Annotated in this window: 26 protein-coding genes, 1 tRNA gene and 1 other RNA gene; 22 read left to right on the top strand and 6 right to left on the bottom strand. The window is 39.2% G+C overall.

Annotated elements, in window-relative coordinates:
* Positions 1–102 precede the first annotated feature (102 nt).
* The 3 genes from L656_RS0121470 to L656_RS0121460 are packed head-to-tail and all read left to right on the top strand — an operon-like array spanning position 103 to position 5,904.
* Positions 103–1,518, top strand: coding sequence for a TolC family protein (locus tag L656_RS0121470; protein WP_024600745.1), 1,416 nt, complete (start codon positions 103–105; stop codon positions 1,516–1,518).
* Positions 1,508–2,824 (top strand): efflux RND transporter periplasmic adaptor subunit, encoded by a 1,317-nt coding sequence (locus L656_RS0121465; RefSeq protein WP_024600744.1) that lies wholly within the window; start codon positions 1,508–1,510, stop codon positions 2,822–2,824. Before L656_RS0121470 ends, L656_RS0121465 begins: the two co-directional genes overlap by 11 nt.
* Complete coding sequence (locus tag L656_RS0121460; RefSeq protein ID WP_024600743.1) at positions 2,821–5,904, top strand: efflux RND transporter permease subunit; 3,084 nt, start codon at positions 2,821–2,823, stop codon at positions 5,902–5,904. The genes L656_RS0121465 and L656_RS0121460 overlap by 4 nt, the downstream gene beginning before the upstream one ends.
* Before the next feature lie 345 nt (positions 5,905–6,249).
* On the opposite strand, the gene ssrS is transcribed toward L656_RS0121460, so the two are convergent.
* A non-coding RNA gene (ssrS, locus tag L656_RS1000000122920) (6S RNA) lies at positions 6,250–6,432 on the bottom strand.
* Positions 6,433–6,625: 193 nt separating this feature from the next.
* On the opposite strand from ssrS, the gene L656_RS0121455 reads away from it, so the two are divergent.
* From L656_RS0121455 to L656_RS0121440, 4 genes are read left to right on the top strand one after another with little or no spacing between them, the layout of a single operon-like run.
* Positions 6,626–7,189, top strand: coding sequence for a UPF0149 family protein (locus tag L656_RS0121455; RefSeq protein WP_007587323.1), 564 nt, complete (start codon positions 6,626–6,628; stop codon positions 7,187–7,189).
* Positions 7,190–7,228: 39 nt separating this feature from the next.
* Entirely contained in the window at positions 7,229–8,551 is a 1,323-nt protein-coding gene (pepP, locus tag L656_RS0121450) for a Xaa-Pro aminopeptidase (protein WP_024600742.1), read from the top strand.
* A gap of 15 nt (positions 8,552–8,566) precedes the next feature.
* Complete coding sequence (gene ubiH, locus L656_RS0121445) at positions 8,567–9,754, top strand: 2-octaprenyl-6-methoxyphenyl hydroxylase (protein ID WP_024600741.1); 1,188 nt, start codon at positions 8,567–8,569, stop codon at positions 9,752–9,754.
* A complete protein-coding gene (locus L656_RS0121440) occupies positions 9,751–10,917 on the top strand; it encodes an FAD-dependent monooxygenase (RefSeq protein WP_024600740.1) in 1,167 nt (388 codons plus the stop codon). Before ubiH ends, L656_RS0121440 begins: the two co-directional genes overlap by 4 nt.
* 105 nt (positions 10,918–11,022) lie before the next feature.
* Here L656_RS0121440 and L656_RS0121435 read toward each other — a convergent pair whose 3' ends face one another.
* Entirely contained in the window at positions 11,023–11,748 is a 726-nt protein-coding gene (locus L656_RS0121435; protein WP_024600739.1) for a hypothetical protein, read from the bottom strand.
* A 294-nt stretch (positions 11,749–12,042) separates the two neighbouring features.
* A complete protein-coding gene (locus L656_RS0121430; RefSeq protein ID WP_024600738.1) occupies positions 12,043–13,242 on the bottom strand; it encodes an alpha/beta hydrolase-fold protein in 1,200 nt (399 codons plus the stop codon).
* Positions 13,243–13,634: 392 nt separating this feature from the next.
* Between L656_RS0121430 and rpsF the strand changes: the two genes are divergently transcribed.
* From rpsF to alr, 9 genes are all read left to right on the top strand, one after another.
* Positions 13,635–13,976: a 30S ribosomal protein S6 gene (gene rpsF, locus L656_RS0121425; RefSeq protein ID WP_007378473.1), complete on the top strand. Its 342-nt coding sequence runs from the start codon at positions 13,635–13,637 to the stop codon at positions 13,974–13,976.
* A gap of 44 nt (positions 13,977–14,020) precedes the next feature.
* Positions 14,021–14,338 (top strand): primosomal replication protein N, encoded by a 318-nt coding sequence (priB, locus tag L656_RS0121420; protein WP_024600737.1) that lies wholly within the window; start codon positions 14,021–14,023, stop codon positions 14,336–14,338.
* Positions 14,339–14,350: 12 nt separating this feature from the next.
* Complete coding sequence (gene rpsR / locus L656_RS0121415) at positions 14,351–14,578, top strand: 30S ribosomal protein S18 (protein WP_024600736.1); 228 nt, start codon at positions 14,351–14,353, stop codon at positions 14,576–14,578.
* Positions 14,579–14,613: 35 nt separating this feature from the next.
* Positions 14,614–15,066 carry a 50S ribosomal protein L9 gene (gene rplI, locus L656_RS0121410; protein WP_002962755.1) on the top strand — a complete coding sequence of 151 codons (453 nt, stop codon included), beginning with the start codon at positions 14,614–14,616 and terminating at the stop codon, positions 15,064–15,066.
* A 231-nt stretch (positions 15,067–15,297) separates the two neighbouring features.
* A complete protein-coding gene (locus L656_RS0121405) occupies positions 15,298–15,846 on the top strand; it encodes an RNA polymerase sigma factor (protein WP_024600735.1) in 549 nt (182 codons plus the stop codon).
* A complete protein-coding gene (locus L656_RS0121400) occupies positions 15,833–16,315 on the top strand; it encodes a hypothetical protein (RefSeq protein WP_024600734.1) in 483 nt (160 codons plus the stop codon). Before L656_RS0121405 ends, L656_RS0121400 begins: the two co-directional genes overlap by 14 nt.
* A gap of 9 nt (positions 16,316–16,324) precedes the next feature.
* Positions 16,325–17,263: a DUF4097 family beta strand repeat-containing protein gene (locus L656_RS0121395; protein ID WP_024600733.1), complete on the top strand. Its 939-nt coding sequence runs from the start codon at positions 16,325–16,327 to the stop codon at positions 17,261–17,263.
* A 111-nt stretch (positions 17,264–17,374) separates the two neighbouring features.
* Positions 17,375–18,754 (top strand): replicative DNA helicase, encoded by a 1,380-nt coding sequence (gene dnaB / locus L656_RS0121390; protein ID WP_024600732.1) that lies wholly within the window; start codon positions 17,375–17,377, stop codon positions 18,752–18,754.
* Positions 18,754–19,833, top strand: a complete 1,080-nt coding sequence (gene alr / locus L656_RS0121385; protein WP_024600731.1) for an alanine racemase — start codon at positions 18,754–18,756, stop codon at positions 19,831–19,833. Before dnaB ends, alr begins: the two co-directional genes overlap by 1 nt.
* A 19-nt stretch (positions 19,834–19,852) precedes the next feature.
* On the opposite strand, the gene L656_RS0121380 is transcribed toward alr, so the two are convergent.
* Entirely contained in the window at positions 19,853–20,092 is a 240-nt protein-coding gene (locus L656_RS0121380; RefSeq protein ID WP_024600730.1) for a DUF2960 domain-containing protein, read from the bottom strand.
* Positions 20,093–20,199: 107 nt separating this feature from the next.
* On the opposite strand from L656_RS0121380, the gene L656_RS0121375 reads away from it, so the two are divergent.
* The 3 genes from L656_RS0121375 (at position 20,200) to L656_RS0121365 (ending at position 22,085) form a co-directional block, all read left to right on the top strand.
* Positions 20,200–20,451, top strand: a complete 252-nt coding sequence (locus tag L656_RS0121375) for a hypothetical protein (RefSeq protein WP_024600729.1) — start codon at positions 20,200–20,202, stop codon at positions 20,449–20,451.
* A 200-nt stretch (positions 20,452–20,651) separates the two neighbouring features.
* Positions 20,652–21,269 (top strand): nicotinamide riboside transporter PnuC, encoded by a 618-nt coding sequence (gene pnuC, locus L656_RS0121370; RefSeq protein ID WP_024600728.1) that lies wholly within the window; start codon positions 20,652–20,654, stop codon positions 21,267–21,269.
* 3 nt (positions 21,270–21,272) lie between these two features.
* Positions 21,273–22,085: a phosphotransferase gene (locus L656_RS0121365; RefSeq protein WP_024600727.1), complete on the top strand. Its 813-nt coding sequence runs from the start codon at positions 21,273–21,275 to the stop codon at positions 22,083–22,085.
* Here L656_RS0121365 and L656_RS0121360 read toward each other — a convergent pair.
* On the bottom strand, positions 22,082–22,264 hold the full coding sequence (locus L656_RS0121360) for a hypothetical protein (RefSeq protein WP_007587299.1): 183 nt from the start codon (positions 22,262–22,264) through the stop codon (positions 22,082–22,084). The two genes, L656_RS0121365 and L656_RS0121360, sit on opposite strands and share 4 nt — an antisense overlap.
* Before the next feature lie 246 nt (positions 22,265–22,510).
* On the opposite strand from L656_RS0121360, the gene L656_RS0121355 reads away from it, so the two are divergent.
* The 3 genes from L656_RS0121355 (at position 22,511) to L656_RS0121345 (ending at position 24,030) form a co-directional block, all read left to right on the top strand.
* Positions 22,511–22,585, top strand: a tRNA-Arg gene (locus L656_RS0121355).
* Between the two features lie 214 nt (positions 22,586–22,799).
* On the top strand, positions 22,800–23,324 hold the full coding sequence (locus L656_RS0121350) for a hypothetical protein (protein WP_024600726.1): 525 nt from the start codon (positions 22,800–22,802) through the stop codon (positions 23,322–23,324).
* A gap of 1 nt (position 23,325) precedes the next feature.
* Positions 23,326–24,030: an NRDE family protein gene (locus L656_RS0121345; protein WP_024600725.1), complete on the top strand. Its 705-nt coding sequence runs from the start codon at positions 23,326–23,328 to the stop codon at positions 24,028–24,030.
* A gap of 107 nt (positions 24,031–24,137) precedes the next feature.
* On the opposite strand, the gene L656_RS0121340 is transcribed toward L656_RS0121345, so the two are convergent.
* On the bottom strand, positions 24,138–25,901 hold the full coding sequence (locus tag L656_RS0121340; protein WP_024600724.1) for a lysophospholipid acyltransferase family protein: 1,764 nt from the start codon (positions 25,899–25,901) through the stop codon (positions 24,138–24,140).
* Positions 25,902–25,991 lie beyond the last annotated feature (90 nt).

Here is a 25,991-nt window from a genome sequence, read left to right as displayed (position 1 = left end):
TTATTTCATCGCTAGCTATGTAATGTTATGTAAAGTAGGTTGAGCAAAAGTTGCCAAAGTGCTTGAATTACGTTCATAAATAGCAGTAATTTAGGTTTAATTATGATTTGGCAATGCAAGCCAACCCTATTGGCAATTAGTGTGATGCTGCTTAGCGGCTGTGCGAGTGATTTTAACTCGTCGCAGCGTATGCAAGCCCCTAAGGATATGCCACAGCGATGGCAGCAAGAAGCATCAAGCTCGGTATTAAAAGTACAAGAGCAATGGCTTACACAATTACAAAATCCTACGCTTAACAAATTTGTACAACAAGCACTTAAAAACAACCAACAGCTTTTGCAAACTAGCTACGATGTAGAAATCCAAAAACAACAGCTTATAGTATCGGGCTCTGCACTTTGGCCAAGCCTCGATTTATCAACGCGTACAAGTCGCAGTAAAGACAACCGCCCAGTAAGTTATGACAACGCAAGTTCAGTTAGTTTAAACTTAACTTACGAGGTTGATTTATGGGGTAAGCTTTCTGACTCAAAGCGCGAAGCTAATCTTAACTATTTAGCGCAGCAAGCACGGTTTGAACAGGCTAAACAGCAACTCGTTGCTGATGTAGTAGCAGGTTGGTTTGATGTAGTAAGTGCACAGCAGTTGCTCGATTTATTCAAACGCCGTGAAGCCAACGCACAGCAAAGCTTGGATATTATTGAGTCAGGCTACCGCCAAGGTATAAATGAAGCTCTCGATGTATATTTAGCCCGTAATGAGCTTAATAATGAACGATCTCGCATTGCTACTCAAACGGCGAACCTATCGGCATCAGCACGTGTACTTGAGCGTTTACTAGGTGAATACCCAAAAGGCGCTATTACTGCTAGTAGCGACTTACCCGTTATTAATACCGATATTCCATTGGGTTTACCTTCAGAGCTTATAACGCGTAAACCTACTCTGCGTGCAAGTTGGTATGAGCTTCTAGCTACTGACGCTTCATTGGCGTATGCGCACAAACAACGCTTTCCAAGTTTAGACTTAACAGCAAGCTTAAGTGATAGCACTGACAGAGTAAGCGACTTGTTTTCTCCATCAAGCCTTGCATGGTCGTTATTGGGAAGTATTTCTGCGCCACTTTTTGAAGGTGGACGCTTAAAAGCGAATGAAGAAATAGCGCGTCTTAATACTCAAAAGCAAGAGCAACTTTATTTGCAAACGCTTTACGATGCATTTGGTGATGTAGAAAATGCCATTTCGCAGCAGCAGTCTCTTAAATCACAATATAGCAGCACCCTTGAAGCGCAAGAAAATGCACTTGCAGCAGAGCAGTTATCTTTTGAGCAATATCAAAGTGGCTTGGTAACTTACACTACCGTGCTTGATGCACAAGATCGCTCTTTCGATGCGCAAAGCTCCTTAATCGAAATTAAAAACCAATTAATAGCTAACAGAATTAACTTACATGTTGCCCTTGGTGGTGATTTTGCAAAGCCCTCAAGTGAACTAAAGAGCAATAACGATGAAAACTAAAACAGCAAAAATTATTATTCCAGCGGTGGTTATTGTTGCCACTATTTTAATTGTTATGTTTATCAAAGGTAATCCGCCAGAGGCCAAACGCTTTGGCTCACCTCCTAAAGCATCAATAAGTGTAGCTGCGCTTGAGCTTAAACCACAAAATTACCAAGTGATGATAGATAGCTACGGTACGGTCAAACCACGTACACAAAGTTTATTAGTTGCTCAGGCATCTGGGCAAATAATTGAAGTAAGCGATGACTTTAGAGAAGGCGGTTTTTTTGAAAAAGGCGATGTCCTTTTAAAGCTAGACGATAGAGATCACCAAGCTGAAGTTAAATCTTCTCAAGCCAATTTATTAACCGCAGAGCAAGGCTTACTGGAAGAGAAAGCGCGTGGGCAACAAGCTATCACAGATTGGAAGCGTCTTGGTGGCTCAAATCAGGCAAGCAGCCTAGTACTGCGTGAACCACAACTAGCCGCAGCAGAAGCTGAAGTTTTATCTGCGCAGGCAGTACTTGAAAAAGCAATGCTTGATTTAGAGCGTACTAAAGTAACGGCGCCATACGCCGGGCGTATACTCAGCCGTAGTGTTGATTTAGGGCAAGTTGTTACTAACAATACCCAGCTTGCCACTATTTACGCAATCGATAGCGTTGAGATTCGTTTACCAATTAAAAATAAAGACCTTCCGTTTGTAAATTTACCAGAACAATATCGCGATGGTGCTAAAAACCAAGCGGGTTCAATTGTAAAATTTACCTCAGACTTAGTGGGCGAGCAAACTTGGCAAGGGCAGCTGGCACGTACTGAAGGTGCCATTGATGAAGGCGCACAACAGCTTTATGTAGTTGCTAAAATTAACGACCCATACAAAGCAACAGCTAATAACCAATACCCAATAAAAATAGGGCAATACATAAAGGCGCAAATTACCGGTAAAACAGTGTCTAACGCACTTATAATCCCTAACAGTACAATCTATCAAGGAACCTACGTTTACATTGTTGAAGAGGGCGTACTTAAGCGTAAAGACATTACACTCGCTTGGCAAAATGCGACACAAGCGATGATTAAATCGGGATTAAACCCAAATGATAAACTCGTCATTACTCCACTTGGGCAAGTAAGTTCTGGGACTCAGGTAAGGATTTTAGGTGAGCAAAGCGCAGAGCAACCTAAAAGCCGCGGAGCTAATGGGCAAGGTAAAGGAAAGCGCCTATCTCCTGAGCAGCTTGAACAAAAAGCGAAAGAGCTGGGTATTAGTGTAGATGAGCTGAAAAAACGCCGTGCAGCAAAGCAAGGAGATAAACCATGATAGCTTGGTTTGCCAAAAACCATGTTGCTGCTAACTTACTGCTAGTAACGTTGTTACTGTCGGGGCTTTTTAGTCTATCGAGTAAAATACCGCTTGAGGTATTTCCTTCATTTGAAACCGACATGATAAGTGTAAACGTGAGTTTGCGTGGTTCAACACCAGAGGACGTAGAGCAAGGCGTAACAATTCGTATAGAAGAAGCCGTGCAAGATTTAGAAGGCATTAAGCAAATATTTAGTCGCTCTTCTGAAGGTTCTGGCTCTGTAACAATAGAGGTTGAAAGCGGTTACGACCCTCGTGAGCTTTTAGCTGATATAAAAAGTCGTGTAGACGCAATTAATACTTTTCCTGCTGATGCCGAAAAGCCGATAGTAGCGCTTGCTGAGCGAATCCGTGAGGTTATAGCGGTTACAGTATCGAGTGACTACGGCGAAAAAGAAACCCGCGAATACGCAGAAACAGTACGCGATCAAATTCTACGTTTACCTAATGTAACGCAGGTAGAGCTAAGTGGTGTGCGTGATTATGAAATTGCTATAGAAGTAAGCCAGGACGTTCTTCGCCAGTACGATTTAAGCCTTGCACAAATATCGAGTGCTATTTCTAACTCAAGTTCAGATATTTCTGCTGGTAACTTAAAAACAGAAGGGGGGGACGTACTTATAAGCTCTAAAGGGCAAGCATATCGTAAAGATGAATTTGCCAATATTGTTGTTAAAAATCAAGCAGACGGCACGATTATTCGTTTAGGCGACATAGCGATAATTAAAGACGACTTTGAAGAAACACCAGTACGTACTCGTTTTAACGGTAAGCAAGCAGCATTTATCGACGTATATCGAATTGGTCCACAAAGTGCAATTACCGTTGCTGACGATGTTAAAAACTATATAAAAGAGCAACAAAGCTCAATACCACAGGGGTTTGAACTGAGCTATTGGGATGATGACTCAGAACTTGTTAAAAGCCGTATTTCGACCCTTACTACCAATGCTTTACAAGGCGGTATTTTAGTACTGGCTTTACTTACTTTGTTTTTACGCCCTGCAATTGCATTTTGGGTGTTTATTGGTATACCGGTTTCATTTATGGGCGCGTTTATAGCGATGCCTATTTTTGGTGTAACCCTTAATATTATGAGCTTATTTGGCTTTATATTAGTGCTAGGTATCGTGGTGGATGATGCCATCGTTACCGGCGAAAATGTTTATACCCACTTAAAAACGGCTAAGTCGGGCGAGCAAGCTGCAATTTTGGGTACACAAGAAGTAGCAACGCCAGTAACCTTTGGTGTATTAACTACCGTGGCTGCATTTTTGCCTCTTGCCTTTATTGAAGGTGCGCGTGGTGCTTTATTTGCCCAAATACCCGTAGTAGTTATACCTGTATTACTGTTTTCATTAATTGAATCTAAATTTGTACTGCCAGCACATTTAAAATATATAAAACTGCGCCACGAAAAAGGTGAGCCTTCAAAGCTTGATGTTCTTCAACAGCGTTTTGCAGATGGATTTGAAAACGCGATTTTAAAATATTATCAACCCACTTTAAATTTAGCGCTGCGCCATAAATTGGCTTCGGTAAGCTTGTTTATTGGTGTATTTGTTATAATTTTAACCATGATCACCAGCGGTTGGACTAAGTTTGTATTTTTCCCGCGTATACCAAGCGAAACAGTCCGCGTTAACTTAACACTACCAACCGGTACACCGTTTGAAGTAACTAATAAATACGTAATTGACATGTCGCAAAAGGCGCAGCAATTACAAGAAAAATACCGCGACCCAGATACAGGTGAAAGCGTTATTTTAAATATATTAGCCACAACAGGCGGGCGTGGTGGTGTATCTAATTCAGGCTCTGTACGCTTTGAAATTACACCAGCTGAAAAGCGTGAATCAGATATAGGATCACGAGAACTTGCCAGCGAATGGCGCGATTTAATAGGTGTCATCCCAGGCGCTGAAAGTTTAACGTTTAGAGCCGAAATTGGCCGAAGTTCAGACCCAATTGATGTTCAGCTTAGCGGTACTTCGTTGACTATTTTACAAGACGTGGCTGATCACATTAAAACCCGTTTATCGACCTACCCAACAGTATTTGATATTGCTGATAGTATGTCTGACGGTAAAGAAGAGTTACAAATAGAGCTTACACAACAAGGTTTAGCGCTGGGCTTAAATAGAGTTAATGTAGCAGGGCAAGTACGTAACTCGTTCTTTGGCTCACAGGCACAACGTATTCAGCGAGGCAGGGACGATGTACGTGTGATGGTGCGCCTACCTATAGACGAGCGCCGCTCTGTAGCCGATTTACAAAACATACTTATAAATACACCTGATGGTGGCTCTGTGCCTTTATCGCATGTGGCAACACTTACTGCTGGGCAAAGTCCATCAACTATTAATCGAATAGATCGTTACCGTACATTAAACGTAACAGCAGATATTGAAAAAAATAACACCAACATGACAATACTTCAGGCTGACCTAACGGAGTATTTAGATGAATTAATGCAGCAATATCCTGGAGTAGATTACAAACTAGAAGGTGAGGCTAAAGAGCAACGAGAGTCGTTTGGTTCGTTGGCTTGGGCACTTGTGTTTGTGTTCTTCATTATATATGCATTATTAGCTATACCGCTCAAATCTTACTTACAGCCAATTATAGTAATGAGTGTAATTCCATTTGGCATGATAGGTGCTGTAGTAGGGCATTGGATTATGGGCATGGACTTAACTATTATGAGCTTACTCGGTATGCTTGCGCTAACCGGGGTGGTAGTAAATGACTCGCTTGTACTAGTTGATTTTATTAATAAAAAACGCAGTGAAGGTGGAAAAGTTCTCGATGCTATAAAAATTGCAGGTGCATCGCGTTTTCGCCCTGTAATGCTAACTAGTTTAACGACCTTTATTGGCTTAATGCCATTACTGTTTGAAAAAGCGACTCAAGCACAGTTTTTAATACCAATGGCGGTGAGCTTAGGGTTTGGGATTATTTTTGCAACTTTCATTACTCTATTACTAGTACCAATAAACTACATGCTAATGGAGCGTTTTCAAGGTTGGTTTAAATAATACCAACCTGCATAAATCTTTGATCAATTTAACGAATTAAATTGCACTATAACGTCGTTAAAAATTTTTTATTTAGAACAACTAGATATAAAAATTTTTGCCTAGTTCTAGCGTGATTTTCTTAACGTTAAATAGACCTCATATATAAGCAGATTGGTATAACTTCACTCTAATACGTGATTATTAAAGCTGTAGGTAAGCAATTACCTGCGGCTTTTTTATAAGCTAAAAAGTAATATTAGACAATTGAAGATAAGTGAATAAAAAATTTAGATAAATATAAGAGTAAACAGGAAGATTAATTTTTTTGATAAAGCCTTTTAAAGGCGAGGGTTTGCTAAAAAGGTGTTCCCCAAGATATGGTACCCGGTTTCAGTCCTGAAACCAGAAGGTCTCAGGGCGGAAATCTGCGGTTTACCGTAGGCTTCTCGGTACATGCCAAGCTTGCACAATAGTAGACGAACAGAAATCCTGGTATAAAATTTATCGGCTCAGGGACTTAACCAAGCTCCGATATCCCAGGGAACAATTTAAGTATATAAGACATAATCCAATCCTTAAACCCCAAACGCAAAAAATTAAACCGTTCGCTTAGTTTTTCCGCACCTTTAACTCGTCATTTACTTTATCGCATGGTTTTTGAGCTTGATCATACAATTAATTGGAGTTGCTTTTTATCGAGTGGTAGCATTGCCTTAACTTGCAAAGCGAAGATTCGATTATGAACGATTTACCCGATTACGAAAAAGCTCAACTGCTTTTAGAAAAAAACGAAATATTTGTATCACCTGCCGAAGCGCATGGTGTGATTAGTGGTTTACTTGCGTGTGGTTTAACCATTGACGACAAAGAATACTTAGGTCTTTTGAGCGATGTGTTTAACGATGGTGAATCGTTTAGTAACGATTTAAAGCAGTTTTTTGGCACTATTTATAAGCAAGTAGTCGCGAGCTTTAATGATGATGAATTTCAGTTTGATTTATTTTTACCAAGCGACGACGAAACACTCATCGATCAAGCTAATGGCCTCGTATCATGGGTAGCAGGTTTTATGCTTGGTTTTGGTTTAAAGCAAAAAGACTACGGTAAACTATCAAGCGATGTTAAAGAAGTTATTACTGACTTTAGCGAAATCACTCGCCTAGATACCACTTTTGAAGAAACCGAAGAAGACAGCCAAGCGCTGCACGAAGTGATTGAATATGTGCGCGTATCAGCACTACTTTGTTTTGCAGAGCTTGGTAAAGAGCAGAGCACGCAAAGCACTAAAAAAACACTTCATTAGGCATTCACTTTTAAAAAAAGTAAAACGGGTTGGTTAATAATGGTTGAAGTACAAAAGTCAGAATTTAAAGCACGCCGCGAGCGTTTAATTGCTCAAATGGATGAAAATAGCGTTGCTATTATTCCCGCTGCGAGCGAAGTGACGCGTAGCCACGATACCGAATATGCATTTAGACAAGATAGCGACTTTTTTTACTTAACTGGCTTTAACGAACCCGACGCCGTACTCGTACTATGTAACAACAGCGATGCACCCAGTACTTTATTTTGCCTAGATAAAGACAAGCTTGCAGAAATTTGGCATGGCCGCAGAGTTGGCTTTGATAAAGCTAAAAGTGACTACTTGTTTGATGAAGCTTACCCGCTAAGTGAATTGAACGATAAGCTACTGGATATGCTAAATGCAAAAAATGCGATCTATTTTGCACAAGGTGCTTATTCTTCATTTGATACCAAAGTATTTTCGTTACTAGGTACACTTCGAAATGGCTCTCGAAAAGGACTCAAAGCACCCAGTACTTTAAAAGAAATTCGTGGCCTTATTCACGAAATGCGTTTGTTTAAATCGCCAAGTGAGATAGATGTTATGCGAGAAGGCTGTGAAATTAGTGCGCGAGGGCACATGCGTGCCATGCGTTATTCGCATGCGGGTGCCACAGAGTTTCAGCTAGAAGCAGAGCTACATCATCATTATGCTCTGAATGGCGCACCACATCCTGCGTACGGCACAATTGTTGGTAGTGGCGACAACGCCAATATTTTACATTACACACAAAATAGCGACGTATTAAAAAATGGCGACCTAGTACTTATAGACTCCGGCTGTGAACTACAAGGTTATGCCGCCGATATTACGCGTACATTTCCAGTAAATGGTCAATTTAGCGAAGAGCAAGCGGCGCTTTATAACATTGTACTGAAAGCACAAGAAGTGGCTTTTGAAGAAGTTAAACCCGCCGGGTTTATGTCGCATGCTAATAAACTAGCAATGGAAGTAATGACCCAAGGTTTACTCGACTTAGGTATTTTAACCGGCGACTTTGACGAGCTAATGGCAAAAGGCGCGTGTAAAGAATATTACATGCACGGGCTAGGACATTGGCTTGGTTTAGATGTACATGATGTTGGCGATTACAAAGTAAATAACGTTGAGCGTGCATTTGAATCCGGCATGGTACTCACCATAGAGCCAGGGCTTTATATAAGCGAAGACTCAAGCGCACCGCAAAAATATAAAGGCATTGGTATCCGTATCGAAGATAACTTGCTAGTTACTGAAACCGGTCATGAAAACTTGACCCTAAGCGTGCCTAAAAAAATTAGTGATATAGAAGCACTTATGCAAAGTGCTAAAAACGTATAAAGCTCGGAGAGTAAAGTGGCTAAGCAGTTTGATGTAGTTATTATTGGCGGTGGTTTAGCGGGAGCAAGCTGCGCATTAAGTGTGGCTAAAACTAATCCCGCGTTAAATATTGCTGTTGTAGAAGCGAATCAAGTAGCCGGCGACTACCACCCAAGCTTCGACGACAGAAGCATTGCACTTGCTCAGCAATCGGTAGAGTATTTACAAAGCCTCAATTTATTTGAGCAAAATGCCCCTTACACCGCAGCAATCAAAAAAGTGAGCGTGTCTGATAGAGGCCACTTTGGCAAAGCGCACATTAATTGCGACGAATTTGCTAAGCCCTCACTTGGTTACGTAGTAGAAGTAAATCCATTTGGCCGAGCGCTTCACCTACGTTTAACGCAGTCAAATATTACGCTTATGTGCCCCGATAGCGTAACTGCCATTAAACAAACTTTGCATAGCAATACACTCACTCTACAAAGTGGCGAGCAATTAAATGCAGCACTATTGGTTATTGCTGATGGCGCACAATCACCAACGCGCAATTTACTCGGGCTTGGTTTTAATACCCAGCCTTATGAACAAGGCGCTATTATTGCTAATGTAGAAGTGGCTGGTGGGCATAATAATCATGCCTTTGAGCGCTTTACACAAAACGGGCCTATGGCGTTATTACCCATGAGCAATAACCGTTATTCGTTAGTATGGTGTATGCGTCAAGATCAGATTGAACAGCACATGGCACTAAATGAACAAGATTTTATAAGTGCACTGCAAAGCGCGTTTGGTTATCGCGGAGGTCAATTTACTAAAGTAGGCATGCGCACGAGTTACCCGCTCGTTTACGGGCAAGTCGAATCTTTAACTGCGCACCGTACAGTGGTTATTGGTAATGCTGCACATGCTATTCATCCTATTGCAGGGCAAGGTTTTAATTTAGGCCTTCGCGACGTGCAAGTACTTAGTAATTTAATAGCAAGCAGCCAACACGATTTAGGCAGCTATGCGTTTACACGTGAATATTTACAAAAGCGCAGTGATGATATAAAAACCGTAATGAGCTTAACCGATGCATTGGTTAGGTTGTTTTCAAACTCATCGCGAGTGCTCGCATTGGGGCGCAGCATTGGGTTGTTTTCGATGGATTTATTTCCCGCATTAAAAGCGCCATTAGCCAAGCAGTTAATGGGGCAAGTTAAACAAGGTAGGCGTTTATGAAGCAAGCACAGGTTTGTATTGTAGGTGGCGGCTGCGTAGGGCTGACACTGGCACTTGGATTGGCAAAAGCCGATATAAGCGTCGTTGTAATCGACGCTACATCAACACAAGCACCACCAACAAACGAATATGGTTTACGTGTAAGTGCGCTGAGCATTGCAAGTCAAACCCTGCTTGAACAATTAAATGTATGGCCCGAAATTATTGCACAACGAGCGTGCGCTTATACACATATGGATGTACGCGATGCTGACAGCTTTGGCAAAATAACCTTTAATAACGAGCAACTTGAGCTTGAACATTTAGGCCACATTGTTGAAAACGATATTATTCGCTATGCACTTATAAAAGAGCTAGAGCAGCAACCAAGCGCCACGCTAATGTTCGATACCGAGTATCAGCAAATACATCAAAGTGAATCTGACGTATTTATAACACTTAAAAGTGGCGAGCCAATTATTGCAAAACTGCTGGTGGCAGCCGATGGGGCAAATTCAGCTATTCGTAAACAATTTAATATGGCGCTAAGCTTTAAAGATTACGATCACCACGCACTAGTTGCTACGGTTAAAACCAAAGAGCCACATGCAAACACTGCACGGCAAGTGTTTTTACCAACAGGGCCTCTGGCATTTTTACCACTTAACGATGCCAATACCCATTCAATTGTGTGGTCTACCAGCCCCAATCATTGTGACGAACTACTGGCAATGAGTGACGCCGACTTTAATAAATCGGTGATGGCTGCCATAGATGGCCAATGCGGATTATGTGAAATACAAAGTAAGCGCGCGGCTTTCCCACTTAAAATGCGCTACGCCCAACAATGGGTTTCAGGCAAAGTGGTACTCATTGGCGATGCTGCACATACAATCCACCCACTTGCAGGGCTTGGTATGAACCTAGGCCTAAAAGATGCGGCTTATTTAATTGAGCTTTTAACAAGCGATAGCAAGGAGTTTGCAAGCACTCGCACACTTCGTGATTACGAGCGCACCCGCAAGCTCGATGCACAAAAACACATTGCGATGATGCAAGGGTTAAAAGAGTTATTTGAAGGTGCAAACCCATTTAAAAAGCTTATACGCGGAGTAGGGCTATCACTCGTTGATAACCTAGGCCCAATAAAGCACCTGTTCGCCAAAGAAGCGATAGGAAAGTAACGTAGGTTGGGAAGAGCGAAGCGAAACCCAACGAGAAAGTAAAGCGATCAGATTGATTAAAGAAACCAATGTTTAATTTAAACATTGGTTTCTTTATAAAAGACATTAATACCTTATTTCACTTTTTAGTCGTACAAGCCTTTCTCTTAGGCTGGTTATATATTCATCTAGCGGTTTATATTTACCTTGTAGGATAATATGTCCTATCTTTGTTTTATTGTCATTTTCTAAGTTGAATAGAGATGAATCACGGTACGCGTGAATATCTATACTGATATTTACACCACCTAAAGTATTTTTAATACCTTGCTCAATTTTTAGTATGTCCTCAAAGTCATTCTTTAGGCTAATAAGATTTTCTTCAAATTCATTTTTAAAACGAAAACCTTTAAACTTTAACTTATCAACTTGTGAGTTTAATTCATCAAATAAAATTTCCCTAGCAAGTAGCTCTTCACTTCTTTTCTTGTTTAATTCATGGAGTCTCTTAATAAAAGAGACTTTATCTTCTTGCTCTTCATCATATAAAACCCATTTATGAATTTCTAAAACTGTAATAGGCAGTATTCTTAAGGTATCTAAGTTGTTTAGTAGTTTGGGGATCGTATGAAAAGCTAGTTTTTCTTTATCAGCTGTGATTAAAAGATTTTGATATTGGTATATAGCAAATATTAAAGCAATACAGGCTGTATAGCCTCCAGCCCAACCGCCAGTAGCACTCCATTTATCTGCTATTGATACGTTTTGAATTGAAATAGAGTAAGTGCCAAATAAAATCGGTATAGAAAATACAACTGAGCGGAATATCCATTTCTTGCTAAAGAGGATCATATAATACCTAGGCTATTAAATGTTTTATATTATAGAGTTTACTTTACAGCACTTTACTTTTAATACAGATATTTAAAAGCTGCGCTTTTCACGCGAGCAAGCTCGGCGTCTTGTATCTCTCATTGATAAATGATTAGCTAATCATTTATCACATCGAAGTCAGTGAGCTTGCCTCGGCGCCTACATGCAAAGTTTAACACTGAGCTTAATTTTACCTGTAGGCGTTTAGCTTGCTGACGCGACGAGCGAAGCTCGTAATTATCGTTAGTTAAAAAACGCTTTGCGTTAAATCAGCTACAAATTCTTTTGTGCTTCATTCACCATATCTTGTAGCGCATCAACTAACATTGGGTCTCGCGAGTTTTGCTTAGCAAGTTCTAGTGCCTGTTTCATGCTAGTTACGGCTTCTTTAAACTGTTTGTTAGCAGTGTACCCTTGTGATAGTCGCATGTGGGAGTAAGCAGCATTAGGGTATTGGGTAGTAAAGTTTTTAAGCGTTGTTATCGCTTTTTTAGTGTTACCAAATTTTTGCTGGCTATGCGCAAATTCTACGTACACATCTTGTGGAATTTTAAGCTCAAATCCGTACTTATCACTCAGTGCTTGATAGTAACCGGTAATAAGCGATATATCAGCAAATCTTCCGTGCTCATCAGTAACCTTAAATATTAGGTCGCCAAATAAGTGAATTAGGCTATCGCTAAGTGCTGGTAGTATGGTGCCCATATGAGAAAAAGTAGGGTAATGCTTATATTCCCATTTTAGCTGCGTAGGCATTTGTTGCTCTAAATTTACTAAAGCATTTAAAACACCTGTATAAAAACGGGCGCCTTCACTCGCTACACTAATAAATAACGATTGGCTGCCTTTAGGGTTTTTAGTGTATTTAATAATATTATTTTTTAACTCTTCATCACTCCACCAACTGTTTGGGCTTATAGCTATGTAGTTATTAAATAACTCAGGCTGATTAACTAAAGTATAAAGCGTTAATGTACCAGCATTAGAGTGACCAATTAAGGTGCTGTAGCCGTTAGTTGAGTAATTACTGTTTATATAAGGCATGAGTTCATCAGACACAAACTTTAAAAACTTGTCGGTTTGTCCTGCGTCAGGCCATTTGTTTTTAACAAAGGTTTGAAACTCTGTTTTAGGCTCGCCTTGTACTTTTGGTAAATAATCGCGAACGCGGTTAGTTGTATCAATACCAACAAGCATGGCATTGGGTATTTGCTCGTAATCTACAAGGGATTTAATAACACCAGACGCTGTATGAAAGTGCTCAACACCATCAAGTAAATAAATAACATAAAGGGGCTGATCGTCTTTTACAGTTTCAGGTATGAAAATTTTAATGGGCCTGTCTTCGTTGAGTATTTTTGATTGCAGAATGACTTTTTTACCAACGGTTATGTCAGTTGTATTGGTTTTTGCGTGGCTTAAAAATGGTGTACTAAAAGTAAGTATTAATACAAGCGATAGTAAGAGCTTCATAAATATCCTTATTTAATAATGTATTGATTAATAATGTATTGATTAATAATTGCACGGCTTTAAGCTTGAGTAAATGTTTATATTTTCGAGGTAAACATAAAGCTTAAGCAATTAAAAGCTATCGCTTTTCACGCGAGTAAGCTTGGCTTCTAAAAGAGGTATTACACTCTTTGCTTAACTTTTGCGGTAGGCGATCAGCTTGTTAGCGTGACAAGCGAAGTGCGTAATTATTACTTTTAAACACTTATCTATAAAAGCTTAAAAAACCTGCTTGCTTAATTATCCGTCTAAGCGTAAAATGCGCGCTCATTTCGGCTTTTAAACTATTAATTCCTTGCCTTAAACCGACCGGCCGAAACGGTAGAAGGCTCTATTAACCGTAAGGAATATCCATGCGTCATTACGAAATCGTATTCATGGTTCACCCAGATCAGAGTGAGCAAGTTGCTGGTATGATCGAACGTTATACTGGTTCTATCACTGAAGCTGGTGGTGTTATCCACCGTCTTGAAGATTGGGGCCGTCGTCAATTGGCTTACCCAATTAACAAGCTTCATAAAGCTCACTATGTTCTTATGAACGTTGAAGCACCAACTGAAGTAATCAGCGAGCTAGAAACTACTTTCCGCTACAACGATGCAGTGCTTCGTAACTTAGTTATCCGCACTAAAACTGCTGAAACTGAAGCGTCTCCTCTTGCAAGAGAAGAGAAGAAAGAAGCACCAGCTGCTTAATTGTTTTGAGTCCTAGCATGGCGTTTAACTGGCGGTAAATATAAATGGTTAGCCCTTTTATGAATCGGCTGGTTATATCTGGGGTAGTTTGTAAAACTCCCAAGTTTAGCCAAAGCCCTGCTGGCATCCCGCATTGTATTTTTGTTGTAGAACATAAATCGATGCAAACCGAAGCAGACCTTAACCGTAATAGTTACGTGAGGCTTCAGGTAGTTGCCAGTGGAAAGCAAATGCAACAACAGACTCAACATTTGCACGTTGGGCAGGCATTGCAAGTGAGTGGTTTTTTAAATCGCCACGAAGGTCGTAACGGCCTTAGCCAATTGGTTTTGCATGCTCAGCATATAGAAAGAATTATTTGAGGAATTAATCTCATGGCACGTTATTTCAGACGTCGTAAGTTCTGCCGCTTTAAAGCGGAAGGCGTAAAGCAAATCGATTACAAAGATCTAGCTACTCTTAGAAACTATGTTACAGAAAGTGGCAAAATCGTACCTAGCCGTATTACAGGTACTAGCGCTAAATACCAGCGCCAGCTAGCAACTGCTATTAAGCGTGCTCGCTACTTAGCCCTTCTTCCATACACTGACTTACATAAGTAAGCAGCGGATTAACAGTTTTTAAAAGGTGTAGAAACATGCAAGTTATTCTACTAGATAAGATCGCTAACCTAGGTAGCCTAGGTGAACAGGTTGTAGTTAAATCTGGTTTCGCACGTAACTTCCTTTTCCCTCAAGGTAAGGCAGTTCCTGCGACTAAAGCTAACATTGAAACGTTTGACGCTCGTCGTGCAGAACTTGAAGCGAAAATCGCTGAACAGTTAGTTGCTGCACAAGCACGCGCTGAAAAACTAGAAGCATTAGCAGAAGTTACATTAGTATCTAAAGCTGGTGACGAAGGTAAGTTATTCGGTTCAATCGGTACTCGTGACATCGCTGACGCTATCTCAGCTGTTGGTGTTGAAGTTGCTAAGTCAGAAGTTCGTTTGCCTCTAGGTACTATCCGTGAGACAGGTGAATTTGACGTATCAATTTCAGTTCACTCAGACGTAACGGCTACTATTAAAGTAATCGTAATCGCTGAAGCTTAATTTTTTAATTAAGCGACAAAAGCCGTGCTATTAGCACGGCTTTTTTGTGTCTGTAATTTGGCTAACTTCGTTTATTAGTTGCTAGTTAAGGGCACAGTTAAATACAACCTCGTACAACCCTCTTTTTTATTCAATTATTTTTTCATTCCTTTTAAACCTTTTCGAACTGTTATTACGTCTAACTTATCAATACACTAACTCAATAATAATAATTAAAAGGCGACATCACGGATGTTACACGTTAAACCCGAACAAACGCCTTTATGCGAAGCTACACTTATTGAGCGTGTTAAGTCGGGTGAGCAGGCGGCATATACAACGCTTTATGAGTTACATATAAAACGAGTCTACGGTTTATGTTTACGCTTATTAGCCGACCAAGCGCATGCTGAAGATGCAGCGCAAGAAGTGTTTGTACAGGTGTGGCATAAAATAGCGCAATTTGACGGTCGCTCGCAGTTTTCTACTTGGCTTTACAGTGTTGCCAGCAATATTGCGATTAACTACCTACGCAAGCAAAAAAATTGGCTACAAAAAGTGGTGAGCATTGAACACAGCGGTATGGATGAGCAATCAGCTAATGATTGCGAAGGCTTAAATGGCCTTGATAAATTAATAGTAAGGCTTCCTGAGCGTGCACGTATGGTGTTTGTGCTGTTTGCAATTGAAGGTTACAGGCATGAGGAAATAGCCGAACAGTTAGGTATGGCTGTTGGTTCAAGTAAATCGCAATATCATCGTGCTAGGCAGTTATTACAAGAGTGGTATGAAAATGAATAAACCAAATTTTGACGATTACTTAAACAAATCATTAAATATGCTTGATAAAGAGATACCACCACAAAAAGATTTATGGGCAGGGATTGAGCGAGCAATTGTTAATAATAAGCAGAACCAAAAAAAAGCTGGCATTTGGCCAAAACTAACGGCAATAGCTGCCTGCACATTAGCTACTTTAATTGCTGTAAATATATTTTTTATAGCGCCCGAGCCACAACCCGTAGTGGCTATAAGTGATTACTTTTCGGCGAAAAAAAACAGTTTGTTAGTTGAATACGAAAATAAAGAAGCATTGACCACTAATTGGCAAACACAACTACAAGAATTAGAAGAGGCTGAACAAGCAATAATGCAAGCTCTTGAAAATGAACCACAAAACCAAGCGCTTCTGACAATGTTAGCGCAAATATATCAACAACAACTTGATTTAATTAACAAGGTGCACGCGCCACGTTGGCAGCACATTTAGGAGTACGACATGAAAGCGATTTTATTAGGACTAAGCTTATTTCCATTGGCGGTATTTGCGGGTGAAAAAATAGATAAGCAAATAGACGTACCAAATGGCGGCACTATTTTTATTGAAAACCAACGCGGTGATATACATATTACAGGCTGGGATAAAAACGAATTTAAAGTATCTGGCGAGCTTGATGACAAAGCAGAAGGTTATGAGCTTAAAACAAATGGCGATAAAACTCAGTTTATTGTAAAAATGCCACGTAAATCAAATTGGAGTAATAATGGCGATGGCTCAAGCCTAACCATATTTATGCCTAAAAGCAGCAGCTTAGAGTTTGCTGGCGTTAATGTATCGGTGACTGCGAAAGAGCTAAAAAACGGTGCTGAAGTTGATGTGGTTAATGGCGAAATTACGGTAGATGATATTGCCGGTAATATTAAATTGACCACAGTTAATGGCGACGTAAATGCACAAAATTTAAGTGGTAATATTCAATTTGAAACCGTAAATGGCGAAATTAACGATAGGCAATCAAGTGGTGAACTGCGTTTTAGTGCTGTTAATGGCGATATTAAATCAACCTCAAGCGCCAATGATGTGCGCCTTGAAAATGTAAATGGCGATATAAATTTTACGCTATCGGCTATTAAAAACTTACGTATTAACACGGTGAATGGCGAAGCCGAAGTACACATTAAAGAGCTTTTAAAAGGTGGTGATGTACGTTTTGAATCGGTAAGTGGCGATGGTGATTTTTACTTTCCTGACAGCGTATCTGCAAATTTTGAAATTAAAGCCCATGCTAATGGCAAAATCATTAATAAAGTGACTAGTGACAAAGTCAGTAAAGCTAAATATGGTCCAGCCAGTGATTTAGAATTTAGTATTAATGGCGGTAATGCTAATGTTGAAATGGATACCATTAGTGGGCGCATAGAGCTTCGTATTAAATAACGCTCTCACCTTCACTATTACAAAAAGCAGGAAAAGATTTCCTGCTTTTCTATTTGCACAGCCCCTTCAAGTCGATAGAATAGAGCCATTCAATTTTACTACTGTGAAGTTATGGCCAAACCAGATAAGCAAGTCGATACTCTTAAAGTTCCTCCCCATTCAATAGAAGCTGAACAATCTGTTTTAGGTGGCTTAATGCTTGATAACCAAGCTTTTGACCGCGTAGCTGAACTTGTTGTATCACAGGATTTTTATACCCGCACGCACAAGTTAATTTTTGAAGCGATGACGGCACTTGCTGAGATTGGCGATCCGATAGATTTAATCACTATTTCTGAAAGTTTAGAAAAAAATAATAAGCTTGCAGGAATTGGTGGTTTTGCTTATTTAGCTGAAATAGCTAAAAACACGCCAAGCGCTGCTAACATTGACGCTTACGCAAGTATTGTACGCGAACGCGCTGTTGTACGTGAAATGATTGGCGTAGCGAACGAAATTGCAGAAGCGGGTTTTAATACTGAAGGGCGTACTAGTCACGATTTACTTGATTTTGCCGAAAGCAAAGTGTTTAAAATTGCTGAGCAACGAACAAAAAGTAATGAAGGTCCGCAGAGCATTCATAGCATCCTTGAAAAAACCGTTGATAAAATAGAAGAGCTTTATCAATCGCCACAAGATGGTGTAACAGGTGTAAGTACAGGTTATGCCGATCTTGATAAAATGACGACGGGCTTACAGCCATCCGATTTAATTATTGTAGCAGCACGTCCATCAATGGGTAAAACCACCTTTGCGATGAACCTTGCAGAACATGCTGCAATGACTCAAGACAAACCAGTATTAATTTACTCTCTAGAGATGCCTTCTGAGCAAATTATGATGAGGATGCTAGCGTCTCTTGGCCGTATTAACCAAACTAAGGTACGTACTGGCCAGTTAGATGATGACGATTGGGCACGACTTTCATCAACTATGGGCTTGTTGATGGAAAAAGGTAAAATGTACGTTGATGATGCATCAGGTTTAACACCTACCGATGTTCGTTCTCGTGCAAGGCGTATAGCCCGCGACCATGGCGGTATTAGCATGATCATGGTCGATTACTTACAGTTAATGCGTGTACCAAGCCTTGCCGATAACCGAACGCTCGAAATTGCCGAAATCTCGCGTTCACTTAAAGCATTAGCAAAAGAGCTAAAATGTCCGGTTGTTGCGCTTTCACAGCTTAACCGTACGCTAGAGCAACGTGCCGATAAACGCCCAATTAACTCAGATTTACGTGAGTCAGGGTCGATAGAGCAGGATGCCGATTTAATCATGTTTATTTACCGTGATGAAGTGTACAACGAAGACAGTACCGATAAAGGTATTGCCGAAATTATTATAGGTAAACAACGTAACGGCCCAATTGGTAAAGTGCGTTTAACATTCCAAGGTCAATTTTCTCGCTTTGATAATTACGCGGGACCAGCGGTAGATGACGATTACTAATGCGCTTAGCCACTGCTGAAATTAATTTAGCTGCACTTGCGCATAATTTAGCGCAAGTTAAGTGTTTTGCACCTAATAGCAAAGTAATGGCGGTGCTAAAAGCAAATGCTTACGGACATGGTTTAGTAACGATTGCGCAGCATTTAAATGATGCTGACGCATTTGCTGTGGCGCGGATAGATGAAGCGTTAGCTCTGCGAGCGGGGGGCCTAACAAAGCCAATAGTTTTACTCGAAGGCTTCTTTAATAAAGCCGACATACCTATTTTACTTGCTAATAATTTTCAAACTATTATTCACGATGAGTACCAATTAGCCGCGCTTGAAAAAGCAAAGCTTGATGCGCCAATAACATGCTGGTTAAAAGTAAATACAGGTATGCATCGACTAGGTATTGCGCCAGAGCAGTTTGAAGAATTTTATAGCCGTTTACAAAAAACACCTAACGCTAAAAACACTGTTAATCTGATGACCCATTTTTCGTGTGCTGATGATGTTGATAATGCTAAAACGGTTCAACAAATTACGTTATTTGATAACTTAGTGAATGGTATTGACCAAGCGCATTGTTTATCAAATTCAGCGGGTATTATCGCGTGGCCAAATGGACATGGTGATTGGGTACGCCCTGGTCTAATGCTCTATGGTGTATCGCCTATGGCAAATAGTATTGGGCAACAACATAAATTAAAACCAGTTATGCGCTTAACTACGCGCGTAATTGCAGTGCGAAATGTGCCTGCTAATGAGGCGGTCGGGTATGGTGGTCGTTGGAAAAGCGATAAACCAACCAAGTTAGCTGTTGTGGCTATGGGTTATGGCGATGGTTATCCTCGGCACGCTAAAGAGGGGACCCCCGTTATAATTGGCAAGCAGCGTTATGGTATTGTCGGTAGTGTAGCAATGGATATGATTAGTGTAGATATAGGCACTAATGAGCATAATATTAAAGTTGGCGACAGGGTTACTATGTGGGGCCCTGAGCTACCAGTTGAAGAAATAGCACTATGCGCTGATACTATCCCCTACGAGCTATTATGTAATATTACACCGCGCGTAAGTTATGAGTATCAGCGTTGACACAGCTATAAAGCTGTATTTACTCTTTTATAAAGTAAATATCGCTAAAGCCCATACGGGCAAATTCTTGGTCGCGAAAGTTACGAACAGAGGCAGACCCTTTTGAGGTCATTTCTATTTGCTGTACCATGCTTAAGTAATTAGTCAGATCAATACCTTCAGCGGCAGCAATTGCTTGATACATGTCGTGGTATTTATCTTTAGCGAAATTAATCTCGCGCGGTTCGTTTTTATATTTGTAGGTTATTCTACGTGCCATATTAAGCTCATTTCAATTGAGTGTTGCAGCGATTTTACACTGTATTTAATAACGGCTCTAGCATTGAATGACTTGTTGTAATCGGTAATTAAAATAAAGAGTCGAAAATGAAATTATCAGTAGAGATCAGTAAATACCCACTTCACCAAGACTATATCCCGTTTATAAAAGGGTTTATTGACAGATTAAACGAATACGATGATTTAAAAGTGATTACTAACACGTTATCAACGCAAATTTTTGGTGATTACGATTTAGTAATGCAGGTATTAAATACCGAAATTAAGCGCTCATATGAAGAATTTGGTAAAGCTATTTTTGTATGTAAGTTTCTCTCTGGCGACTTATCGCCTGAATAGCCTATAATACCAACCTGCATAAATCGTTGATCAATTTAACGAATTAAATTGCACTATAACGTCGTTAAAAATTTTTATTTAGAACAACTAGATACAAAAATTTTTGCCTAGTTCTAGCGTAATTTTCTTAACGTTAAATAGACCCCGTATATAAGCAGGTTGGTATAACAATCGGCACAACTAAACGGTAACTGCATAATATGGACTTTTTAACACAAACCTTAAGTGGTTTTACAGCAATGTCGCATTGGGAGTATATTGCGGTAGGGTTGTCGATGGCTTATTTATTATTAGCAATAAAAGAAAGCTTATGGTGTTGGCCTGCGGCGTTTTTTAGTACGCTCATTTATACAATAATGTACTGGAATGGTGCATTACTTATGGAGTCATTACTTAATTTTTATTATATGTATATGGCTGTATTTGGATGGGTTGTATGGCGTAAAGGCAAAGCTGCAAATTTAAATATTACATCGTGGTCGATAAACCGCCATGCTGTTTTAATTAGTTTAACAACTATAGCTGCAATAGCTATAGGTTACGTTATGCAAAACTATACTCATGCTGATTTTGCTTATCTTGATAGCTTTACAACGTGTTTTGCAGTAGTAACTACTTACTTAGTTGCTAAAAAAGTCCTCGAAAACTGGCTGTACTGGATTGTTATAGATGCAGCTTCTATGTATTTATATTACGAAAAAGGCTATTACCCAACGCTAGCACTCTTTATATTTTATACCGTTATGGCAGCGTGGGGCTTTAAAACCTGGTACGAAGAGTACGAACAAAGCCAAGCTAAGCCTCTAGCACAGCTTTAATCAATGATTGCCCATACTCAGTTAGTAAAAATGTGTAGTGCGTTTATAGAGCCTACAAGCATTGTTTCAAGCGAGCGATTACTTAATGGCTTTAGTAACGATAATTTTTTAATACGTACCGAGCAACAAGGGTATTTATTAAAATGTTATAAAAGTCATTGGCCAAATATTGGCCTTGAAGCGCAGCGCTTTTTAAGTGACTTTAATATATGTCCAGCGCCTATTTGGCTTGATAAAGAAAACGGTCGTGCGGTATTTAATTATATTGAAGGCAAGAGCGCGCAATCGGATATAACGCTTAGCTTTATTAATAAACTTGCTCAAGTGCACAATTACAAAGTGTCTACCGCGCCAATGGATATAGCTAAAGAGCTTCATTTTTATCAAAACACCGGCGTATATACGCAATATAAACTTCAAATAGAGCAGGCACTCAAAGCAGTTACAGCTATGTCATTTAATGCAGGTTTTTGTCATAACGACTTAGTAAAAGACAACATTATTGTAAATGCTTCAGGTATGTATTTAATTGATTTTGAATACGCACAAACTAACGATGTGTATTTTGATTTGGCAGCCCTTGCAGTGAGCTTTAATTTTAATGAGAGCAGTGAAAGTGCATTGTTAAATAACTATAAAAATAGCATCGATAAAACAAAAACGTTTGATCTTTCAATAGATAAGCTGAATTACTATAAGCTGTTTTTTTTAGTGTTATGTATTGGCTGGTACGAAGAGCGCGGCATAACTAATAAATCTGTAATGTTACGCGCGCAGCTAAATAAACTCGTTAATAATACTTTTTATAGATGTTAAAGGCCACCAAAGCGCTCGGCTAGCTCTTTGTATTTAGTTACTTCGGCTGTATCAAATTGTGGTTCGCCATTTTCATCTTCTGATTTAGCAATTAATAAACTCTCTCTAGAAAGACGTTTTACACGCTCTACTTTTACACCTAAAAACTCAGCAACTTGCTCAGTAGACATTAAACTCATCATTATTTCCTCGTATTAAATTAATCCGCACAGCGACAATCGTAGTTTCAATGTTGCTAAACCGTTACTGTTTCTTATTCAATAAGAATAAATAGCGTGTTTTTAAGCCATTGTGAAGTGTTTTATTTAAAAGAGTTTAATTAATAAGCATATAAGCTGATGTTACTGGTATTTATTTAAAGATCTCTTTATCATTGCTGATGCTAAAGCACTGATATCGCGAGTTGGTGTGGAGGCAACAAATGTGCTCTCGTGGTGAAATGGATATCACGTGGCCCTCCGGAGGCTGAGTTGTAGGTTCGATCCCTACCGAGAGCGCCATTTGCTTTTACATCTACTAATATCCCTCTCTATATTATCTAGCTTTTCATTAATTACTTTTGTATATAAAAATGTATTACTGCATAAATTTTGAAATTTTATTGTAAGAACAGCTTTCTAGTTATTTATACAATGCAAAATTGCATTATTCAAAATGTTATCTAACGTTATGTATGCATATACGACGAAATTATAAATGAGGAAAACCGATTCAATGTTAAATAGTCAGTTAGAAATACTCGCTCAAGGTCATACTTATCTTGAAAGTGTAACTAAAGAGGATTATTCGCAAATCGTTGCTCCTAATTTCATTAGTTCAGCTGGGTCACATATGCGCCACATTATCGATCATTACCAATCTTTAATGACGGGTTTTGATATAAATAATATTGATTACGATAGTCGCCTACGCGGCAGTAATATTGAAAGTAACCCCTGCGAAGCGATAAAAAAAATTGCCGAGATAGCATCGTGGATTGAACAGCTAAGTACAGATGATTTTAATAAACCGCTGTTACTTTCAAGCGAAGTATCAATTAAAAGTAAAAATGTACAAACTGTAACAACCTCATTAGCACGAGAGCTTATATTTGTAGGAAGCCATGCAGTACATCACTATGCGATGATTTCACAAATTACCTTTGCACAAAAAGCATCATTCGACCAGAGCTTTGGGTTAGCACCAAGTACAGCCACTTTTTTGAGAGAAAAAAGCCAATCAAAATCACTGCAAAGTTAATATGTGCACTTTAAGTTACTTCTTAACTGATGATGGCTACGAGTTGTTTTTTAATCGTGATGAGCAAAAAACGCGAGAAATGGCAATCGCCCCGAGTAAGCACACAGGTAACGCAATTTACCCGATCGATCCGCAAGGGGGAGGTACTTGGCTTGGTGTATCGGATTGGGGGCAAACATTAGCTTTATTAAACGATTATCAAAGTGTATTTGATATAACTGCCGTAAAGCACAGTAGAGGTCTTTTAATCCCACATTTACTGAGCAACAAAACCCCTGCATTGTCTCAATTACAAAATATGGATTTATCAGGTTATGCGCCTTTTAAATTATGTATTTTTCCGGATAAATTATCCCTAAATAATAGTCACATCGTTTTTGTTCGGTGGGACACAAAACAATTAATCGATTGCCAAGTTGAATCGCTTGCAACGTCATCTGGCGTTGAGCTAGAAACAGTTACACAAAAGCGTAAACAACAATTTAAGCAACTTATTGACGTAAGACATCCCGCAAGTGAGCAGTTTTTAGCATTTCATTACAGCAAAGCCGAGCAAGGCCAATATGGTGTAAATATGCAAAGAGAAGACGCAATGACAGTCAGTATTAGTCATATTAAAGTTGGTAAGACTATACGTTTTAATTATTTTGATAAGCAATCTCAGCTCATCAGTAGCATTAGTTGTTTAAAAGTGGCTGCAGCTTAACTAGGTATTCGTATAGCTATTACATAACTAAAAAAGTCGACGCAATTAATTGCGTCGACTTTTTTGTTGCTTTATTTTTACCTGCTGTATTAATGCAGCAGATAAAATTATGAGTGATTTATATAATCATCTTTTTTATCACCAAGGTAGAGCTTAAGTAGCTTTTCAGGCGCACTTGGTAGGTGCACACTTAAAAGTAATCCTGGGGTGTGATTAAAGTTACTGTCAATTCCCATACAATGAAATTGAGCGCCTAGCTTATGATATTGCTTTAATAAAATCGGTATGTCTTTTTTATCTTCTTCTATTCCCATAACCAATGTTGATACATGATCTATGTTTAACGTGTGATCGCTAATGAAGTCTTCAAACTCAGGGTGAATTTTATTATTAAAAGGCGTATTGGCGTTAACACCTTTTTTATTATTAACCATTGCATGATCAATAATTGCGACAGAACGAGGGTCATAAAGTTTACTTAGTGAAACTGTGCCGTATAAAGTCCTATAACGTGGGTTTTGCGCCATAAACGCACCGATCCCTTTAAATAACAGCAATAAACCATGGTAACTGCCTTGATGTTTTTGAACTATAAACGAGCGACCCATTTCCAAGCACGGCTGTTGTTGATTAATAAAAGAGGGTTTAAAATTAAACATTTGCGATAAGTAAAGGGCGCTCACGTCGCTATTTTTTTGTAATAAATCAGTTTGTCCAATTCGATAAGCACCAATGATCTCTTCATTTTTATGATCAAAAATAAATAAATGCATGTAAGTTGCGTCAAACTTATCGGTATCACATGGCTCGCCGCTTCCTTCGTTTAATGTACGAAAGGTTATTTCTCTAAGGCGTGTTATTTCAGTAACACAATTAGGTATTTGATCTTGATAGCCGTAATAAACGGAGTAACTTTTAAAGTCTAATAAGTGCTGCTCGTTTGGTAAGCTAGCAAGTTCACTCGTCATTTTTGTTTTATCAACATCCTGCATAATCGCTTTTAGTTGCATTGATTGGGCATCGTCTTGCCAAGGTGTTACAAAGCGTTCATCGTTTAAATAACAAAGCAGGCGCGCAATATCGTTAATGTCGTCAGTTTTCTCAAATTTATTTAATAACTTGGGTGAAAGTAAATTACTAGCACCTAAATTAATGGACCTTTTTTGAATTTTAAGTAATTCACGTATTAGCATTAATAATCTAAATCGGTAGTAAATGCGTCCCAAATTGTAAAACATAGGGCTATTTTGACCACTAATAAACACAGGTAATAAAGGGGCTTGTGTTTTTAAGGCTAGTTGAGCCGCTAAGCGATTCCATTGTCCGTCGGTTACACGTTGTTTTTTTGATTGAAAAAACGAAACCCTGCCAGCAGGAAAAACCACAAGTAAACCATCGTTATTTACATGTTTAAAACACTGTTTAATTGCACTGGTATTAATGGCTGCTTTTGGCTTTAGCGGATTAGCAAAAATAAAATAGTCTTTAATTTCTGTAAATATTTTTAAACCAACGTTAGCCATTACTTTTGTATCGCTACGATAATGGGTGAGCAATTTTGCAATTATTACGCCCTCAACCATGCCGTAAGGGTGGTTACATACCACTATGCAAGGGCCTTGCTTTGGTATTTTGTTAATAACATCTTGTGCGCCAAGTACATTAATACCCAATACATTTAAAAGCTTTTCACTAAACTCTTGTTTATCCAAACCCGATAAATTATTAGAGAGGTAAATATCTCGCAGTTTATTTATACCCAATAGGCTATCAAGCAGTGGAGCGGCTATTTTTAATATATGACCCAAAGGCGAGGCTGTGTTTATTGCAGCCACACTTAGGTTTGATACGGGTTGGTTTAGTTTTGTCATATATTAGTACTCTTAAGAATTTAAAGCAGTTGTTATTAAGTGCTGTGTATATTGAGACCGAGGCAAAACAATATTATGTTCAAGAAAGGT

The sequence above is a fragment of the Pseudoalteromonas sp. TAE56 genome (assembly GCF_000497955.1).
In the GTDB taxonomy this organism is placed as follows: Bacteria; Pseudomonadota; Gammaproteobacteria; order Enterobacterales; family Alteromonadaceae; genus Pseudoalteromonas.
The sequence above is the reverse complement of the archived record's forward strand: the minus strand, read 5'-3'. Positions and strand labels throughout refer to the sequence as shown.

Excerpts from the sequence above, each read along its gene's own strand:
- L656_RS0121405 (WP_024600735.1), top strand. The coding sequence starts at position 15,298 with ATGTTACACGTTAAACCCGAACAAACGCCTTTATGCGAAGCTACACTT.
- pepP (WP_024600742.1), top strand. The coding sequence starts at position 7,229 with ATGGTTGAAGTACAAAAGTCAGAATTTAAAGCACGCCGCGAGCGTTTA.
- L656_RS0121340 (WP_024600724.1), bottom strand. The coding sequence starts at position 25,901 with ATGACAAAACTAAACCAACCCGTATCAAACCTAAGTGTGGCTGCAATA.
- dnaB (WP_024600732.1), top strand. The coding sequence starts at position 17,375 with ATGGCCAAACCAGATAAGCAAGTCGATACTCTTAAAGTTCCTCCCCAT.
- L656_RS0121380 (WP_024600730.1), bottom strand. The coding sequence starts at position 20,092 with ATGGCACGTAGAATAACCTACAAATATAAAAACGAACCGCGCGAGATT.
- L656_RS0121430 (WP_024600738.1), bottom strand. The coding sequence starts at position 13,242 with ATGAAGCTCTTACTATCGCTTGTATTAATACTTACTTTTAGTACACCA.
- rpsF (WP_007378473.1), top strand. The coding sequence starts at position 13,635 with ATGCGTCATTACGAAATCGTATTCATGGTTCACCCAGATCAGAGTGAG.
- L656_RS0121365 (WP_024600727.1), top strand. The coding sequence starts at position 21,273 with ATGATTGCCCATACTCAGTTAGTAAAAATGTGTAGTGCGTTTATAGAG.
- L656_RS0121375 (WP_024600729.1), top strand. The coding sequence starts at position 20,200 with ATGAAATTATCAGTAGAGATCAGTAAATACCCACTTCACCAAGACTAT.
- L656_RS0121350 (WP_024600726.1), top strand. The coding sequence starts at position 22,800 with ATGTTAAATAGTCAGTTAGAAATACTCGCTCAAGGTCATACTTATCTT.
- L656_RS0121470 (WP_024600745.1), top strand. The coding sequence starts at position 103 with ATGATTTGGCAATGCAAGCCAACCCTATTGGCAATTAGTGTGATGCTG.
- L656_RS0121360 (WP_007587299.1), bottom strand. The coding sequence starts at position 22,264 with ATGAGTTTAATGTCTACTGAGCAAGTTGCTGAGTTTTTAGGTGTAAAA.
- alr (WP_024600731.1), top strand. The coding sequence starts at position 18,754 with ATGCGCTTAGCCACTGCTGAAATTAATTTAGCTGCACTTGCGCATAAT.
- L656_RS0121455 (WP_007587323.1), top strand. The coding sequence starts at position 6,626 with ATGAACGATTTACCCGATTACGAAAAAGCTCAACTGCTTTTAGAAAAA.
- L656_RS0121395 (WP_024600733.1), top strand. The coding sequence starts at position 16,325 with ATGAAAGCGATTTTATTAGGACTAAGCTTATTTCCATTGGCGGTATTT.
- L656_RS0121435 (WP_024600739.1), bottom strand. The coding sequence starts at position 11,748 with ATGATCCTCTTTAGCAAGAAATGGATATTCCGCTCAGTTGTATTTTCT.
- L656_RS0121465 (WP_024600744.1), top strand. The coding sequence starts at position 1,508 with ATGAAAACTAAAACAGCAAAAATTATTATTCCAGCGGTGGTTATTGTT.
- priB (WP_024600737.1), top strand. The coding sequence starts at position 14,021 with ATGGTTAGCCCTTTTATGAATCGGCTGGTTATATCTGGGGTAGTTTGT.
- L656_RS0121440 (WP_024600740.1), top strand. The coding sequence starts at position 9,751 with ATGAAGCAAGCACAGGTTTGTATTGTAGGTGGCGGCTGCGTAGGGCTG.
- rpsR (WP_024600736.1), top strand. The coding sequence starts at position 14,351 with ATGGCACGTTATTTCAGACGTCGTAAGTTCTGCCGCTTTAAAGCGGAA.
- pnuC (WP_024600728.1), top strand. The coding sequence starts at position 20,652 with ATGGACTTTTTAACACAAACCTTAAGTGGTTTTACAGCAATGTCGCAT.
- L656_RS0121460 (WP_024600743.1), top strand. The coding sequence starts at position 2,821 with ATGATAGCTTGGTTTGCCAAAAACCATGTTGCTGCTAACTTACTGCTA.
- L656_RS0121400 (WP_024600734.1), top strand. The coding sequence starts at position 15,833 with ATGAAAATGAATAAACCAAATTTTGACGATTACTTAAACAAATCATTA.
- rplI (WP_002962755.1), top strand. The coding sequence starts at position 14,614 with ATGCAAGTTATTCTACTAGATAAGATCGCTAACCTAGGTAGCCTAGGT.
- L656_RS0121345 (WP_024600725.1), top strand. The coding sequence starts at position 23,326 with ATGTGCACTTTAAGTTACTTCTTAACTGATGATGGCTACGAGTTGTTT.